We start from the raw sequence: 15,743 nt of genomic DNA, 5'->3' as shown, positions 1-15,743 counted from the left end.
TCCGTTTGCGTCGTTGCCCCGCCGAAAAGCGTTGCCATGCTACATTTCACACTCGTCGCCGCGGCGAGCTAGCATCGCGGGCCGGGCGCAAGACTTGTCGGAGCGTGGCCGTCGACGGCGCGCCAGATCAGCTACGGGGGACGCAGTCGATGCAGCCGGTCAGCACCGCCGACGCGCCCCTGGAAGGACACGCCGCCGGCCGGAGCCCGCTGCGCGGTTGGCAGCGCCGCGCGTTGGTCAAGTACCTCACCGGACAGGCCCGCGACTTCCTGGCCGTGGCGACGCCGGGTTCCGGCAAGACCACCTTCGCGCTTCGGGTGGCCGCCGAGCTGCTCGCGCAGCGCGTCGTCGAGCAGGTCACCGTGGTGGTGCCCACCGAGCACCTGAAGGTGCAGTGGGCGCAGGCCGCGCAGCGTCACGGCCTGGCGCTGGACCCGAGGTTCTCCAACACCAGCGCCGCGACGTCGCCGGAGTACCACGGCGTGATGGTGACCTACGCCCAGGTCGCGTCCCGCCCGACGCTGCACCGGGTGCGCACCGAGCAGCGCAACACGCTGGTCATCTTCGACGAGATTCACCACGGCGGTGACGCCAAGACGTGGGGCGACGCCATCCGCGAAGCGTTTTCCGACGCGACCCGCCGACTTGCCCTGACGGGCACGCCGTTTCGCAGCGACGACAGCCCGATCCCGTTCGTCACCTACACCTGCGGGGCCGACGGGATTGCGCGATCCGAAGCCGACCACACCTACGGCTACTCCGAGGCCCTCGCCGACGGCGTGGTCCGTCCCGTGGTGTTCCTCGCCTATTCGGGGGAAGCCCGCTGGCGTGACAGCGCCGGCGAGGAACACACCGCCCGCCTCGGCGAGCCACTGTCGGCCGAGCAGACGGCGCGGGCGTGGCGCACCGCGCTGGACCCGGCCGGCGAATGGATGCCCGCGGTGATCACGGCCGCCGATCAACGGCTGCGGCAGCTGCGCACACACGTGCCCGATGCCGGCGGCATGATCATCGCCTCCGACCAAACCGCGGCCCGCGCGTATGCCACCCTGCTGACGAAGCTGACCGGCGAGGCGCCCACCGTCGTGCTGTCCGACGACCCCGGATCTTCCGAGCGCATCAGCCAATTCGCCGATGGCACCAGCCGCTGGCTGGTCGCCGTCCGCATGGTCTCCGAGGGCGTCGACGTGCCGCGCCTGTCGGTCGGGATCTACGCCACCAGTGCCTCCACACCGCTGTTCTTCGCGCAGGCCATCGGGCGATTCGTGCGGTCGCGCCGCCCCGGCGAGATCGCCAGCATCTTCGTTCCCTCGGTGCCCAACCTGCTGCAGCTGGCCAGCGAGCTGGAGGCGCAGCGCAATCACGTGCTGGGTCAACCACATCGCGAGTCGCTCGACGACCCGCTGCTCAGCGATCCGGCCGTGCGCGAGCAGACCGAAAAGACGGACGAGGAAAAGGGTTTCACCTCCCTGGGCGCCGACGCCGAGCTGGATCAGGTCATCTTCGACGGGTCCTCGTTCGGCACCGCCACCCCGGCCGGCAGTGAAGAGGAGGCCGACTATCTCGGCATCCCCGGGCTGCTCGACGTCGACCAGATGCGCGCCCTGCTGGGCCGCCGCCAGGACGAGCAGCTACAAAAGCGTGCCGCCTCCGGCCACGCCGCGCCGGCGCCGGCGACATCCGGGGCCATGCACGGGCAGCTGCGCGAGCTGCGCCGCGAACTCAACACGTTGGTGTCGATAGCCCATCACCGCACCGGCAAACCACACGGCTGGATTCACAACGAGCTGCGCCGGCGTTGCGGCGGGCCGCCGATCGCCGCGGCCACCCGCGATCAGCTCAAGGAGCGCATTGTTGCTCTGCACCAATTGAATTCGGAGCGTTCCTGACGCTCATTCGGCGGCGGCCTCGTGCACCACGGCCTCTTGCGAGACCCCCAGCACGCCCAACAGCTGCTTTTCCACCTCGGCCTGCGCGGCAACGGCGTCCGAGTCCGCGGGTATCGCCATGCAGAACACGTCGGCGGCCGTCGAGCCGAAGGTGTTGACCTTTGCCCACGCGATGTCGGCGCCGGCCCGCTCCAGCGCCTGCGCCAGCAGGGCGAGCAGCCCGATCCGGTCCATCGCGCGCACCTCGACCACCAGCTGACAGGGCGCGATGGCATCGAGCCACAGGATGCGCGGCGGTGCCGTCGACCGCGTCAGCGGCGCGCCCGCCTGGATCTCGCCGGCACGGGCCTGTGCCGTGTTGGCGGCCTCGGTCTCGCGCCGTTCCAGCATGCCCAGCACGTCGATATCGCCGGCCAGCGCGCCGACGAACTGCTGGCGCAACAGATCGGCGGCCGGCGGCGACCCGAACAGCGGCGACGCCACGAATTCAGCGATCGCCACACCCTCGTGGACGTTGACCGTCGCCGAGTGAATCCGCAGCGAGTTAAGGGCAAGCACCGCAGCGGCTTTCGACACCAGTCCCCGTGCGTCGGGCGCGACCATCACCGCATGGTGGCGCTCGCCCTCGCCCGGCGTGATGTCGACGTGTACCCCGTGGTCGGCCGCCAGCGAGAGGTAGTGCGGCGTGGTCGGTTCGGCCTGCGGCAGCGCCTCACCGGCCATCACCAGCCGGCAGCGGCGCACCAGGTCGGCCACCAGGGAGGCCTTCCAATCGCTCCACACCCCGGGCCCGGTGGCCCTCGAGTCCGCCTCGGCCAGCGCGTGCAGCAACTCCAGCAGCTGCGAATCCCCGCCCAGCGCTTCGGAAACCGCCTCGATGACGCTCGGGTCGTTCAGGTCGCCGCGGGTCGCCGTGATGGGCAACAGCAGGTGATGGCGAACCATGTCCGACAGCGTGTCGACGTCCTGGGGCGGCAGCCCGAGCCGTTCGCAGATCGGCACCACCAGATCCGCGCCCAGCACGCAGTGGTCGACGCCGCGGCCCTTGCCGATGTCGTGCAGCAGGGCCCCCAGCGCGAGCAGGTCCGAGCGGGCCACGTTAGTGGTCAACGGCGCGGCGTTGACGGCGGTTTCGACGATGTGACGGTCAACGGTCCACTTGTGCGACACATCGCGCGGCGGCAGATCGCGGACGGCGTCCCACTCCGGCAGCAGCCGGCCCCATAGGCCGGTGCGGTCGAGCGCCTCGATGGTGTCCACCAGGGTGGGGCCGGCCAGCAGCACCACCAGCAGATCGTCCAGGGCCTCCCGCGGCCACGGCGTAGGCATGTCGGGCACGCTGTCGGCCAGCCGTCTCAGCGTGGCCGCCCCGATGGGCAGACCGGTGCTGGCCGACGCGGCGGCAATCCGCAGCACCAGACCGGGGTCCTTTTCCGGTTGCGCTTCGCGGGCGAGCACGATCTCGCCGTCGTATTCGTGCACGCCCTCGTCCAGCGGGCGGCGCTTCGGACGCCGAACCAGCGCGGAGATACCGCGTCGCGGCAGCGCGTTCTGCGCGGTGCGCAGCCCAGTCTCGGAGTGAAAGGCTATGGTACGCCCGGCATTTGACAGCACCCGCGCAAGCGCGAAGCGGTCGCCTACGCCCAGCGCGGCGCTGACCTCGTCGGCGAACTGCGCCAGTAGCTGGTCGTGTCCGCGGCCGGACACCAGGTGCAGCTCGGTGCGCACATCCAGCAGCGTCAGATACGCGGCGTCCAGCGAACCGCCGGGCGCGTCGACGTGGCCCATGCCGCGGCGGTCGATCAGCTGCGCGACGCCCAGCGCGTCGAGCAGCTGGACGTCGCGCAGGCCGCCGCGGCCCGACTTGAGGTCCGGCTCGGCACGCTGCGAGATCCGCCAACACCGTTGCCAGCGGGCGTATGTCGTCTCGACGAGTTCGTCCATCCGGGTCCGGATCCCGGTGCGCCACTGCTTGCGAACCCCGGCGATCAGCTCGTCCGATAACCGCTGCGCACCGGCGATGTGACGGGCATCCAGCAGGCCCAGGGCGGCCGTCAGGTCCTCGTTCGCGACGCCCAGCGCCCCGGAGACCGTGCGCACACTGTGGTCGAGGCGAACATTGGCGTCCCACAACGGATACCAGAGCCCGTCGGCGACCCGTTGCAGCATGTCGTCGGACACGTTGTCGTGCAACAGCACCAGATCCAGATCGGAATACGGCAACAACTCGCGACGGCCCAGGCCACCGACCCCGGCGAGCGCGAAGTCGCCGTCGTCGGTGATGCCAAGTTCGGCGGCCTTTGCGGTGAGCCAGGTTTCGTGCAGATCCAACCAGGCCTGGCGCATCTCGGCGGCGCCCAGCTCGCGGCCCTCCGACAGCAGCTGGCGCCGCGAGGCAGCCAGATCGGCTGCCCCGCTGGCGCTTTGCGTTCCTGCTCCAGATGACCCGGACGGGTCGGGTGGGTTTGTCATACCCTCCCGGCCCGTCCGGCCTGCTTCAGCGTTGTGCGGCTGGCCTCAGAGGGCATCGGTCCCGCGTTCACCGGTGCGCACCCGCACAATGGTTTCCACGGGGCTGACCCAGACCTTGCCGTCGCCGATCTTGCCGGTGCGCGCCGACCGGACGATGGCGTCCACCACCTTGTCGACGATCGAGTCGTCGACGACGACCTCGATGCGCACCTTCGGCACGAAATCGACCGAGTATTCCGCCCCCCGGTAGACCTCGGTGTGACCCTTCTGCCGTCCGTAGCCCTGGATCTCGCTGACCGTCATCCCCAGGACGCCCGCCTCCTCAAGGGCGGTCTTGACGTCGTCGAGGGTGAACGGCTTCACGATCGCGGTGACTAGCTTCATGAAGTCTCTGCCTCCACTTTCTTGACTGCGTCGTCCTGTCCGTTAGCGTTTTCCTCGCCACCGATCCGGTGAGGAATGGACGAGGCCCCGACAACTGCGAACTCGTAAGCGGTTTCTGCGTGCTCCGACTCGTCGATGCCGCCGGCCTCGTCTTCGGCACTCAGCCTAATCCCGATGGTGTATTTCAAGATAAGGGCCAGGATAAGCGTCACGATGAAGGAGTAGAAGAGAACGGTGAACGCGCCGACCGCCTGACGCTCGAGCTGCGCCCAGCCACCGCCGTAGAACAGGCCCTTGGAGACCCCAGTAACCCCGTTAATCGCTGTTGATTCAGGGGCCGCGACGAGACCGACGAGCAGCGTGCCCGTCAAACCGCCGACCATATGGACACCGACTACGTCCAGCGAGTCGTCGAAGCCGAACTTGAACTTCAGTCCCACCGCCAACGCACACACCGCACCGCCAACAAAGCCGATCACCAGCGCACCGAGCACATTGACCGACGAGCAGGACGGCGTGATGGCCACCAGCCCGGCCACGATGCCCGAGGCCGCGCCCAGCGTGGTGGCGTGCCCGTCCCGGATGCGCTCGACCAGCAACCAGGCCAACATGGCGGTGGCGGTGGCGATCGTCGTCGTCATGAACGTCGCACCCGCCGAACCGTTGGAGGTGGTCGCCGATCCGGCGTTGAATCCGAACCAGCCGAACCACAGCAACCCGGCGCCGAGCATCACGAACGGCAGGTTGTGCGGGCGGAAGAGCGTGGTAGGCCAACCCTTGCGCTTACCCAGCACGATCGCCAGCGCCAGGCCCGCCGCACCGGAGTTGATATGCACCGCTGTCCCGCCGGCGAAGTCGATGGCGTGCAGCTTGTTGTTGATCCAACCGCCGTGCTCGGAGGCGAACCCGTCGGCCGCGAACACCCAGTGCGCGACCGGGAAGTAGACGATGGTCGCCCACAATGCGGAGAACACCAGCCAGGCGCTGAACTTCAGCCGGTCGGCGAGCGCGCCGGAGATCAGGGCGACGGTGATGATCGCGAACATCAGCTGGAAGGCCACGAACACGGTGGCGGGCATCGTGCCGGCGAGCGGGATGTCAACGGCCGCCTGTGCCTTGCTCGGATCGGCCTTGACGGCATTGCCGCCGATGAGCCCCTTCAGCCCCCAGTAGTCTCCCGGGCTGCCGACGACTCCGCCCTTGCTGTTGCCGAATGACAATGAGTATCCGTAGAGCACCCACAGCACGGTGACCACGCCCATGGCGCTGATGCTCATCATGATCATGTTGAGCACGCTTCTGGTGCGCACCATGCCGCCGTAGAAAAACGCCAGACCCGGCGTCATCAAAAGCACCAGCGCGGAACTCGCCAACATCCAGGCGGTATCACCCGTATCTGGTTGGCCCAATTGCGGGAAACTCACTCGCTCACCTCCGGTCGGCCTGAACGGCCATCAGACATGTGCCTGACGGCTTGATCCAGAACCTTGCGCAATCGTTGTTTCGCAGAGGGGGCCGCCGTGTTTCCGGGGTATTAACGTCGCGATCCCCGTGTAAGCGATTTCAGCCGAGCAGGGCGTCCACGAATGCGGCCGGCTCGAACGGCGCCAAATCGTCGGGGCCTTCGCCCAACCCGACCAATTTGACGGGCACCCCGAGTTCCTGTTGGACGCGGAAAACGATGCCGCCCTTGGCAGTTCCGTCCAACTTGGTCAGCACCGCCCCGGTGATCTCGACGACCTCGGCGAAGACTTTCGCTTGGGCCAATCCGTTTTGGCCGATGGTGGCGTCCAGGACCAGCAGCACCTCGTCGACGGCTGCCCGCCGGGTCACGACCCGTTTCACTTTGTCGAGCTCGTCCATCAGGCCCACCTTGGTGTGCAGCCGTCCGGCGGTGTCGATGAGCACGACGTCGGCGCCATTTTCGATGCCCTTGTCGACGGCGTCGTACGCCACCGACGCGGGATCGGCGCCTTCCGCGCCGCGCACCACCTCCGCGCCCACCCGGGATGCCCAGGTCTGCAACTGGTCGGCCGCCGCGGCCCGAAACGTGTCGGCGGCCCCCAGCACGACGCGGCGCCCGTCGGCGACCAGCACGCGCGCCAGCTTGCCGACGGTGGTGGTCTTCCCGGTGCCGTTGACCCCGACGACCAGCAGCACCGCCGGGTGATCGGCGTGCGGTAACGCCCGGATAGTGCGGTCCATGTCGGGGTGCAGCTCCTTGATCAACACATCGCGCAGCACGGCCCGCGCATCGGCCTCGGTGCGGACCTTGCTGCCGGCCAGCCTGCTGCGCAGCTGCGCGACGACCGCCTCGGTGACCACCGGACCCAGGTCGGCGATGAGCAGCGTGTCCTCGACGTCCTGCCACGAGTCCTCGTCCAGGTCGCCGCCCCCGATCAGGCCGAGCACGCTGCGGCCCAAGGCGTTCTGCGAGCGGGCCAGCCGTCCGCGCAGGCGCTCCAGCCGGCCCTCGGTCGGCGCGATCTCCTCGATCCCGGGCGCCGGCGGCGTTTCCGGTGCGGGCGCGGCCTCGACGACGGGCTCCGGGAGCTCGACGTCGGCGATGGTGCGCCGCGGCGCGTCGCGCGGGATGGTCGCATCGTCGCCCACCGCCGGCAGCCCGGTGGTGTCGATCCGCTCCTGGGGCGGCGTCGCGGTCTGACTGAAAGTGATGCCCGACGACGCGGTATAGCCGCCCGAACGGTCGAGACCGGTGGGCTCCGGCCGGGTCGACAGGCTGATCTGGCGCCGGCGGTAGCGCGCCAGACCCCAGACCAGCGCGATGATGACGACCAGGGCAGCGACGACCGCGACGGCGATCCAAAGACCTTGGGGCACGTCGACATCCTTCCAGGGGCACCTGGGAGCCCCGAAAACGGAGGTGCCGAAGTCCCGGCCGAAATCACGTCGCCGTCAGCCGCCGAGCCCCTTCTTGACTGCCGCGTCTTGCTTCTTGCCCATGTCGATGACGAAGTCCGGCGGCGGCGGCGGCGAGTCAGGCGCGCTGACAAACTCCAGCGTGACGAAGGCCCGGCCCTCGGTGAACAGCAAGGCCGTCACCCCCTTGGATCCGTCCGGCGATGTGCCCGTCAATGTGGTTCCGCCGGTGCCGACATTCGCCGGGTCCGCTTTGGGATCCGCAACGATGCCCCGTCCCACCTTTGCGGCGTTCAGCGCGCTCGTGGCCGCGCCCGCATCCGGCAGGACCTGAATGGTGTCGCGGATCTGGACCTCCTTGACCGTCACACCGTCCTGATCTGCGGGGTGAGGTTGGCTGCTGAAGGTGATCGTGGCGCCAGGCTGGCCATTGGGGTTGGTGGTCGGCGGGCCGGCCACGAAGGGAATCGGCGCATCGATGTCCGCCGTCTGGATCAACAGCCCGGTGTAGTCGCTCGGCCGTGCCTGCGACGAAGACGTCGGAGCTGAGGTCCCGGTTGTCGTGGCCGCGGCGGTGCCGGCCGGTGTGGCCGAGCCTGACTTCGACGACGATCCAGCGCTGCTGCAGCCGACCAGCGTCGCCGCCAGCGCCGCCGCCGCTACGGCACCTGCCGTGATGCGGTTGATCTCCATTGCGGATTCCTTTCTGCCCGCGGAGCGGGCCCACCGCAAGTTCAGCGGCGTCGCGCCGCTACCGATCCCAACTGTCCTCACGACGGCTGGCCGACCAGCTGCTCCACCTGCTGGCCGCGCATCCGCTGCGAGATCACCGCCGTGATGCCGTCGCCCTGCATCGTTACGCCGTAGAGCGCGTCGGCGACCTCCATGGTCGGCTTCTGGTGGGTGATGATCAGCAGCTGCGAGCGCGCCCGCAGCAGTTCGAACAGGGAGATCAGCCGGCGCAGGTTGGTGTCGTCGAGTGCCGCCTCGACCTCGTCCATGATGTAGAACGGCGACGGGCGGGCGCGGAAGATCGCCACCAGCATGGCCACCGCGGTCAGCGCCTTTTCGCCGCCGGACAGCAAAGACAGCCGGGTGACCTTCTTGCCCGGCGGACGGGCTTCCACCTCGATGCCGGTGGTCAGCATGTCGTCCGGGTTGGTCAGCCGCAGCCGACCCTCGCCGCCCGGGAACAGCACGGTGAAGACTTCCTGAAATTCGCGCTCCACGTCGACAAACGCGTCGCTGAATACCTGCAGGATGCGGGCGTCGACCTCGGCGACGACGTCGAGGAGGTCCTTGCGGGCCGACTTGACATCCTCGAGCTGGGTGGACAGGAAGTTGTAGCGCTCCTCCAGCGCGGCAAACTCTTCGAGGGCCAGCGGGTTGACCCGGCCCAGTTCGGCCAGCTCCCGCTCGGCCCGTTTGGCGCGGCGCTCCTGGCTGAGCCGGTCGAACGGAATCGGCGCGGGCGCGAACACCTGCTCGCCGCGCTCCTTGGCCTGCTCGTACTCGGCCATCTCCAGCTCCGTCGGCGGCAACGCCACCTCGGGCCCGTACTCGGCGACCAGGTCCGCCGGCGCCATGCCGAACTGTTCGAGCACCATCTGCTCGAGCTGCTCGATGCGCATGGCCGCCTGGGTGTTGGCCACCTCGTCGCGGTGCAGCGAATCCGTGAGCGCCGTGACCCGCGCGTTCAGCGTGTTCACCTCGCCGCGCACGGCCGTCATCGCGGCCGTGCGCTCCTGGCGTTCGGCGGCCAGCGCGTCGCGGATCTGCGACGCCGCCGCGACCACCCCGTTCAGCCGCTCGGCCAGCAGCCGGCCGGCGTCGGCCACGGCCGCTGCCACCGCCGCGGCCCGCAGCCGGGCGGCGTGCGCCTGCTGGGCTCGCAGCCGTGCCTCACGTTCGGCGGCGGCGGCCCGGCGCAACGAATCCGCTCGACCCCGCACGGCGTTGGCCCGCTCCTCGGCGGTGCGCACCGCCAGCCGCGCCTCGACCTCGACGCCGCGAGCGGCTTCGGCCTGGGCGGCGATGCGCTGACGAACCTCCGCGTGGTCGGGCTGCGCGCCGTCCACATCCTGGTTCTGCTGGGCGTTGAGCAGCCGGGTCTCGAGTTCGGTGACCTCTTCGAGGGTCTGCGTGCGCCCGGCTTCCAGCTCCTGACGCTGGCGCACCAGCCGGTTCCATTCGTCCTCGGCGCCGCGCGCCTCCTGGCCCAGCCGGCCCAGCTGCTCGTACATCGCGGAGATTTCGGTATCCGACTCGTTGAGGGCGGCCAGGGCCTGCTCGGCGGAGTCCTGCCGGGAGATCTGCTCGGCCAGCGCGCCGGACAGCGCCGCGGTCAGCTCGGCGACCTGCACCTCCGCGGCCGCCAGCTCGCTGCTGGCCTTGTCGATCTCGGAGATCAGCTCCAGCGTGGAAACCTTGCGGTCCGAGCCGCCGCTCACCCAGCCGGCCCCCACCAGATCGCCGTCGAGCGTGACCGCGCGCAGTCGCGGGTGCGCCGCCACCAGATCCAGCGCCTGACCCAGGTCGTCGACCACCACGACGCCGGAGAGCATGGCCGCCATCGCGCCGCGCAGCCGGTGCGGTGCCTCGACCAGGTCCAGCGCCCACAGGGCGCCGCCCGGCAACACCTCGCTGCGGGCCGGGGGTTCGGCCGGCCAGTCGCCCAGCACCAGCGCCGCGCGGCCACCGTCGGCCTCCTTGAGGGCGGCGACGGCCGAGCGGGCCGCGCCGAAGCTCTCGGCGGCCAGCGCGTCGGCCGCGGGCCCGAGTACCGCGGCCAGCGCCGCCTCATACCCCGAACTGACCTTCACCAGGTTGGCGATCGGCCCGAGAAGCCCTGCGCCACCGTGGTTTTGGTTAAGCCAGGCCGCGCCGTCCTTGCGTTCCAGGCTGACCGAGAGGGCCTCGATGCGCGCGCGCAGCGACGCCACCTGACGCTCGGCGCCCCGCTCGGCGGCCTGCAGCTCGGCAACGCGCTCGTCGGCCAGCCGCAGCGCCGCGACGGTTCGCTCGTGGTGCTCGTCGAGGCCGACCTCGCCCTGATCCAGCTCGCCGACGCGGCCCTGCACGGTTTCGAACTCGGCCCGCGTCTGCTGCACGCGGGCGGCGCCTTCTTCGATGCGCTCGGACAGCCGCGCGACGCTGTCATCGATCGACTCCACGCGCGCCCGCATCGTCTCGACCTGCCCGGCCAGCCGGGCCAGACCCTCCCGGCGGTCCGCCTCGGCCCGCACCGCGGCCAGGTGGGCGCGGTCAGCCTCGGCGGCCTCGCGCTCGCGCTCGGCCAATTCGGTGCGAGCCGCGTCCAGCCGGGACCGCGCGGTGGCGAGCTCGGCGAACAGCTGCTGCTCGGCGATCGCCACCTGCTGAGCCTCGGCCTCCAGCGCGTCCGGATCGGTGTCGCCGGTCGAGACCGGCTCGATGTCCAGGTATTGCGCGCGTTCGCTGGCGATGCGCACGGTGGCGCTGACCCGCTCGGCGAGGGCAGACAACCCGAACCAGGTGTGCTGGACGCTCTCTGCGCGGCCCGACAGCTCGGCGAGCGCGTTCTCGTGGTTCGCCAGCTCCTCGGCCGCGACCGCCAGGCGGGCGGCGGCCTCGTCGTGCTCGCGGCGCATCGCCGCCTCGGCCTCGAAGATCGCGTCTCGCTCGACCTGCCGGCTGACCAGGTCGTCGGCGGCCAGCCGCAGCCGGGCGTCGCGCAGGTCCGCCTGGATCGTCTGGGCGCGCCGCGCCACCTCGGCCTGGCGGCCCAGCGGCTTGAGCTGCCGCCGCAGTTCGGTGGTCAGGTCGGTGAGGCGGGCCAGGTTGGCCTGCATCGAGTCGAGTTTGCGGAGCGCTTTTTCCTTGCGCTTGCGGTGCTTGAGCACGCCCGCGGCTTCCTCGATGAACGCGCGCCGATCCTCCGGGCGCGACTGCAAGATCTCGTCGAGCTTGCCCTGCCCGACGATCACGTGCATCTCGCGGCCGATGCCGGAGTCGCTGAGCAGCTCCTGTACGTCCATCAATCGGCAATTGGCGCCGTTGATTTCGTATTCACTGGCGCCGTCGCGGAACATCCGCCGGGTGATCGACACCTCGGAGTATTCGATCGGCAGCGCGTTGTCGGAGTTGTCGATGGTGACGGTGACCTCGGCCCGGCCGAGCGGGGCCCGCGACGACGTGCCGGCGAAGATGACGTCTTCCATCTTCCCGCCGCGCAGTGTCTTGGCGCCCTGCTCGCCCATCACCCACGCCAGGGCGTCGACCACGTTGGATTTGCCCGAACCGTTGGGCCCGACGACGGCGGTGATGCCCGGCTCGAAACGCAGAGTCGTCGGCGAGGCGAAGGACTTGAAGCCCTTCAGCGTCAGACTCTTGAGGTACACGGCGAGCCAGACTACCGCTGAAATTGCCGGGTCCACGCTCCTCGCGGGGTGTCGGCGCACACGAAATTCGCCTATCGTTCACCGCCCGACGCACGAGTAACAGCGGCCACATCAGTCACGACAAGCCGGGGCGTACTGCCGTCTCGAGCCTGCTAGCGCGGGGTGCTAGCGCTCGACGAACCCGTCGAATTGCCCGTCCGGGTCCGACCACTCGGCGGCGACGTCGTCGACACGGCCGGGCTGCGCCGGCCACGACGGCGCGCCCTCGAGCAGCGCCAGCAGCTTCTCCCCCGCCGCGCGCGGTCCCTGCGCGACCACCCGCACCCGGCCGTCGGCCAGGTTGGCCGCGTAGCCGGTGAGGCCGAGCTCCAGCGCCCGGCACCGGGTCCACCAGCGGAAACCGACACCCTGCACGGCGCCGCGCACCCACGCGGTCAGCCGAACGTCAGGATCCGGCATCGGGGGCCTTGGACACGACCTCGAAGGTGACCGTCGTGCCGGACTTCAGGGTGCGCCCCACCGTGCAGACCAGGTCGATCGCGCGGTTGACGACGACCAGCAGCCGTTCCGCCTCTTCCGCGGACAAGCCCGACAGGTCGACCTCGAGCGTCTCGCTCAGCAGCGGGTAGACCTCTTCTTCCCGGTCGGCGTCGCCGGAGACCCGCACGACGGCCTGGTAGTCGTCGCCGAGCCGGCGGGCCAGGGGTTGGTCACTCGACATGCCGCTGCACGCGGCGAGCGCGATCTTCAGCAGCTCGCCGGGCGTGAACACTCCGTCGATGTCCTCGGAGCCCACCAGCACCTTCGCGCCGCGCGAGCTGTGTCCGGTGTAGCGGCGCGTTCCGGTGCGCTCGACCCACAGTTGCGTCATGGCTCATTTCTACCGGGGCCGCCGGCCGCGCCCTCAGCGGACTATCAACGACAGCAGCTTCTTGCCCAGAGATATTGCCGCCGAATCGTTTTCACAGGACACGACCGCCGCCGGATCGGTTCGTCGCAGTTCGCGCTCGAACACGTCGCGCAGCGTAGAGGTCGCGGCCGGGCATCCGTCGCAGGCTCCCGACATGCGCACGGTCACGGTGTGGCCGGCCACCGAGACCAGCTCGATCGAACCGCCGTGCGAGGCCGCCAGCGCGCCGACCGAGCCGGAAAGCAGTTCGGCGGCAACGGTTTTAAGGTCCGGGCCGTCGAGCACCCAGCCCGCCGGGTCCAGCAGTGCCGCGCCGAGCGCGTCGCGAACGTCGTCGCCCACCGCGCGCCAGCTGCCGGACGGGCCGACGGTGATCGCGATGTCGGTCGCGCCCACCACGATCTCGTCGAGCACGCCCGCGTCCAGCAGGGCACCCAACCGGCCCGGGGCGTGCCGGACGGTGCCGCGCGGCGGCAGCCGGTCGGCCGCGACCACCCAGCGCAGCTGCCGCGGATCCGCGGTGGCGACGGCGTGCAGGGGAGTCATGCGCCCGCGGCGATCGCGACCGACCGGGCCGCGAACGCCATCACCCAGGCCAGGGCGAACATATAGGACCACGCGATCGCGGGCCACCGCCACGAGTTCGTTTCGCGGCGCATCACCGCGACGGTCGACATGCATTGCAGCGCAAAGATGAAGTACGCCATCAACGCGATCACGGTCGGCGCCGTGAACACCTTGTGGCCGGCGTCGTCGGTCATCGTGGCCAGCGCTTCGCGCGGGTTGTCGGGGTCCGTCGCGGCCGCCACCTGGCCCAGGGTGGACACGAACACTTCGCGCGCCGACATCGACCCGAGCAGGGCGATGTTGACGCGCCAATCGAAGCCGAGCGGCTTGAACACCGGCCCGACCGCCTTGCCGACGTCGGCGGCGAAGCTGTGATCCATCACGTAGGCGGTGGTGTCGGTCGGCGACAGCTGCGCGGTTTCGGTGGGGCGCGCGGGCAGGTTCAGCAGCACCCATAGCACCACCGACGTGCCCAGGATGATGGTTCCGGCTTTGCGCAGGAACATCTTTGCCGAATCCCACATCGTGATCAGCACCGTCTTGACCGACGGGAAGCGGTACGGCGGCAGCTCCATCGTGAACGGAAGCAGATCGCTGCGCAGGATCGTCGATTTGAACACCGTCGCGGCGATCAGGGCCGAGGTGCCGCCGCACATGTACAGCGCGAACATCGCGACGCCCTGCGCGCTGAGCGGTCCCCACAGCGTCCGCGGCGACACCAGCATCCCGACCAGCAGCGTGAACACCGGAAGCCGGGCCGAACACGTCATCAGCGGCGCGGTGATGATCGTGGCGATCCGGTCGCGCGACGACGGCAGCGTGCGGGTGGCCATGATGCCCGGGATCGCGCAGGCGAACGACGAGAGCATCGCGACGAAGGCGCGCCCCTCCAGGCCCGTCGCGGCCATCACCCGGTCCATCAAGAAGGCGGCCCGCGCCATGTAGCCGACGTTTTCCAGCAGCGCGATCAGCAGGAACAGCAACACGATCTGCGGGATGAACTGCAGCACCGTGCCCACGCCGCCGATCAGCCCCTGGCCGAGCAGCCCGCGCACGACGTAATTGCCCACGTGATCGCTGACCAGGGCGCCCAGCCAAGTCAGCGCCTGGCCCACCCGGTCCTGCAGCGGCGCCGCCACGGTGAAGACGACCTGGAAGAAGCAGAACATCACCGCGAAGAAGATGAGGGATCCCCACAGCGGATGCAGCACCACCCGGTCGATTCCGCGGGTGCGTCGATCCGGTTGGGGCGCAACGTAATCAGCCGCATCGAGCACCGAGCGGCCCCATGCGTCGATGGCGGCGTCGTCGCCCGGCGGCAGGATCGGGGGCCGCTGCCACCGGCCGAAGGAGGTCAGCCGGGCGCGCAGCGTGTCGATGCCGACGCCGCGGTTGGCCACCACGGCGACGACGGGGATCCCCAGCGCCGTGGACAGGGCGTCGACCGAGATGCCGCCGCCGCGCGCCGTCAACTCGTCGGTCATGGTCAGCGCCAGCAGGCAGGGCAGATCCAGCCGCAGCACCTGGGCTATCAGGATGATTGAGCGGTGCAGCGTGGTGGCGTCGGCGACGATGACGATCGCATCGGGGCGGCCGTCCTCGTAGACCTCGCCGGCCAGCAGGTCGGCCACCACCTGCTCGTCGGGGCTGATGGGGTCGAGGCTGTAGGTGCCGGGCAGGTCCTCGATGGCGACCTCGACGCCGTCCACCTTGGCGATGCCGACGCTGCGCCCGACGGTGACGCCCGGGTAGTTACCGGTCTTGGCGCGCAGCCCGGTCAGGTGATTGAACACGGAGGTCTTGCCGGCGTTGGGGCTGCCCACCAGCGCGACGCGGGCCCGGCCGGCGACGGCGACCGCGCCGCCGCCCTCCTCGTGGCACGACGTCATGCGCGGCCGTCCCGATGGACTTCGATCAGCCGCGCCTCGCGCCGGCGCAGGCACAGCTCGGTGTCCTGAACGCGATAGATGGTCGGGTCACCCATCGGGGCCCGGCGAATGACCTCGATGTGGGCGGCCGGCCGAAATCCCAACTGCCGCAGGCGGCCCGCCACGACGGACGGCGTCGCCGAGGTCACGCCCACGATGGTTGCCCGCTGGCCGGGGGCCAGCTCGGCCAGCGCCGTCGGCGAACCCGGACCGCCGTTCCCGTTGTGCGCAGATCCGCGCATCGCCCGCCCTTCACCCACCCTGCAGCCAGAGGTTCATCATGTTGGTAAGGATAACCTCACGCCGCTGAGGATAGGCTCGGCTTTTCCTGAGA

Annotated in this window: 12 protein-coding genes; 1 reads left to right on the top strand and 11 read right to left on the bottom strand. The window is 69.9% G+C overall.

Translation table 11 applies throughout. The annotated features are described in order from the left end of the window. The first annotated feature begins 149 nt into the window (after positions 1-149). Complete coding sequence (locus MSG_RS08140; protein ID WP_096438640.1) at positions 150-1,889, top strand: DEAD/DEAH box helicase; 1,740 nt, start codon at positions 150-152, stop codon at positions 1,887-1,889. 3 nt (positions 1,890-1,892) lie between these two features. On the opposite strand, the gene MSG_RS08135 is transcribed toward MSG_RS08140, so the two are convergent. The 11 genes from MSG_RS08135 to MSG_RS08085 form a co-directional block, all read right to left on the bottom strand. Beyond that, entirely contained in the window at positions 1,893-4,361 is a 2,469-nt protein-coding gene (locus MSG_RS08135) for a [protein-PII] uridylyltransferase (protein ID WP_096438638.1), read from the bottom strand. A gap of 45 nt (positions 4,362-4,406) precedes the next feature. Beyond that, positions 4,407-4,745 (bottom strand): P-II family nitrogen regulator, encoded by a 339-nt coding sequence (locus MSG_RS08130; protein WP_096438636.1) that lies wholly within the window; start codon positions 4,743-4,745, stop codon positions 4,407-4,409. Continuing rightward, positions 4,742-6,121: an ammonium transporter gene (locus MSG_RS08125; RefSeq protein WP_096438634.1), complete on the bottom strand. Its 1,380-nt coding sequence runs from the start codon at positions 6,119-6,121 to the stop codon at positions 4,742-4,744. The genes MSG_RS08130 and MSG_RS08125 overlap by 4 nt, the downstream gene beginning before the upstream one ends. A gap of 187 nt (positions 6,122-6,308) precedes the next feature. Next, positions 6,309-7,586 (bottom strand): signal recognition particle-docking protein FtsY, encoded by a 1,278-nt coding sequence (gene ftsY / locus MSG_RS08120; RefSeq protein WP_096438632.1) that lies wholly within the window; start codon positions 7,584-7,586, stop codon positions 6,309-6,311. A gap of 75 nt (positions 7,587-7,661) precedes the next feature. Further along, on the bottom strand, positions 7,662-8,318 hold the full coding sequence (locus MSG_RS08115; RefSeq protein ID WP_096438631.1) for a hypothetical protein: 657 nt from the start codon (positions 8,316-8,318) through the stop codon (positions 7,662-7,664). A 77-nt stretch (positions 8,319-8,395) separates the two neighbouring features. Next, entirely contained in the window at positions 8,396-12,004 is a 3,609-nt protein-coding gene (smc, locus tag MSG_RS08110; RefSeq protein WP_096438629.1) for a chromosome segregation protein SMC, read from the bottom strand. A 165-nt stretch (positions 12,005-12,169) separates the two neighbouring features. Further along, the gene (locus tag MSG_RS08105) at positions 12,170-12,463 is read right to left on the bottom strand and encodes an acylphosphatase (protein ID WP_096438627.1); all 294 of its coding nucleotides are present in this window, start codon (positions 12,461-12,463) and stop codon (positions 12,170-12,172) included. After that, positions 12,450-12,875, bottom strand: a complete 426-nt coding sequence (locus tag MSG_RS08100) for an OsmC family protein (protein WP_096438625.1) — start codon at positions 12,873-12,875, stop codon at positions 12,450-12,452. The genes MSG_RS08105 and MSG_RS08100 overlap by 14 nt, the downstream gene beginning before the upstream one ends. Before the next feature lie 33 nt (positions 12,876-12,908). Beyond that, positions 12,909-13,460: a NifU family protein gene (locus MSG_RS08095; RefSeq protein WP_096438623.1), complete on the bottom strand. Its 552-nt coding sequence runs from the start codon at positions 13,458-13,460 to the stop codon at positions 12,909-12,911. Further along, entirely contained in the window at positions 13,457-15,370 is a 1,914-nt protein-coding gene (gene feoB, locus MSG_RS08090; RefSeq protein ID WP_096438621.1) for a ferrous iron transporter B, read from the bottom strand. The genes MSG_RS08095 and feoB overlap by 4 nt, the downstream gene beginning before the upstream one ends. Further along, entirely contained in the window at positions 15,367-15,651 is a 285-nt protein-coding gene (locus MSG_RS08085) for a FeoA family protein (protein ID WP_096438619.1), read from the bottom strand. Before MSG_RS08085 ends, feoB begins: the two co-directional genes overlap by 4 nt. Between the last annotated feature and the right edge of the window lie 92 nt (positions 15,652-15,743).

Origin of the sequence: Mycobacterium shigaense (genome assembly GCF_002356315.1) — a bacterium.
GTDB lineage: Bacteria > Actinomycetota > Actinomycetes > Mycobacteriales > Mycobacteriaceae > Mycobacterium > Mycobacterium shigaense.
Note: the sequence above shows the minus strand (reverse complement) of the source record. Positions and strands in the feature narration are given on the sequence as shown.

Coding starts and splice junctions, on each gene's coding strand:
- MSG_RS08095 (WP_096438623.1), bottom strand. CDS start 13,460: ATGACTCCCCTGCACGCCGTCGCCACCGCGGATCCGCGGCAGCTGCGC.
- MSG_RS08105 (WP_096438627.1), bottom strand. CDS start 12,463: ATGCCGGATCCTGACGTTCGGCTGACCGCGTGGGTGCGCGGCGCCGTG.
- MSG_RS08100 (WP_096438625.1), bottom strand. CDS start 12,875: ATGACGCAACTGTGGGTCGAGCGCACCGGAACGCGCCGCTACACCGGA.
- MSG_RS08135 (WP_096438638.1), bottom strand. CDS start 4,361: ATGACAAACCCACCCGACCCGTCCGGGTCATCTGGAGCAGGAACGCAA.
- MSG_RS08140 (WP_096438640.1), top strand. CDS start 150: ATGCAGCCGGTCAGCACCGCCGACGCGCCCCTGGAAGGACACGCCGCC.
- MSG_RS08130 (WP_096438636.1), bottom strand. CDS start 4,745: ATGAAGCTAGTCACCGCGATCGTGAAGCCGTTCACCCTCGACGACGTC.
- feoB (WP_096438621.1), bottom strand. CDS start 15,370: ATGACGTCGTGCCACGAGGAGGGCGGCGGCGCGGTCGCCGTCGCCGGC.
- MSG_RS08085 (WP_096438619.1), bottom strand. CDS start 15,651: ATGCGCGGATCTGCGCACAACGGGAACGGCGGTCCGGGTTCGCCGACG.
- MSG_RS08125 (WP_096438634.1), bottom strand. CDS start 6,121: ATGTTGGCGAGTTCCGCGCTGGTGCTTTTGATGACGCCGGGTCTGGCG.
- MSG_RS08115 (WP_096438631.1), bottom strand. CDS start 8,318: ATGGAGATCAACCGCATCACGGCAGGTGCCGTAGCGGCGGCGGCGCTG.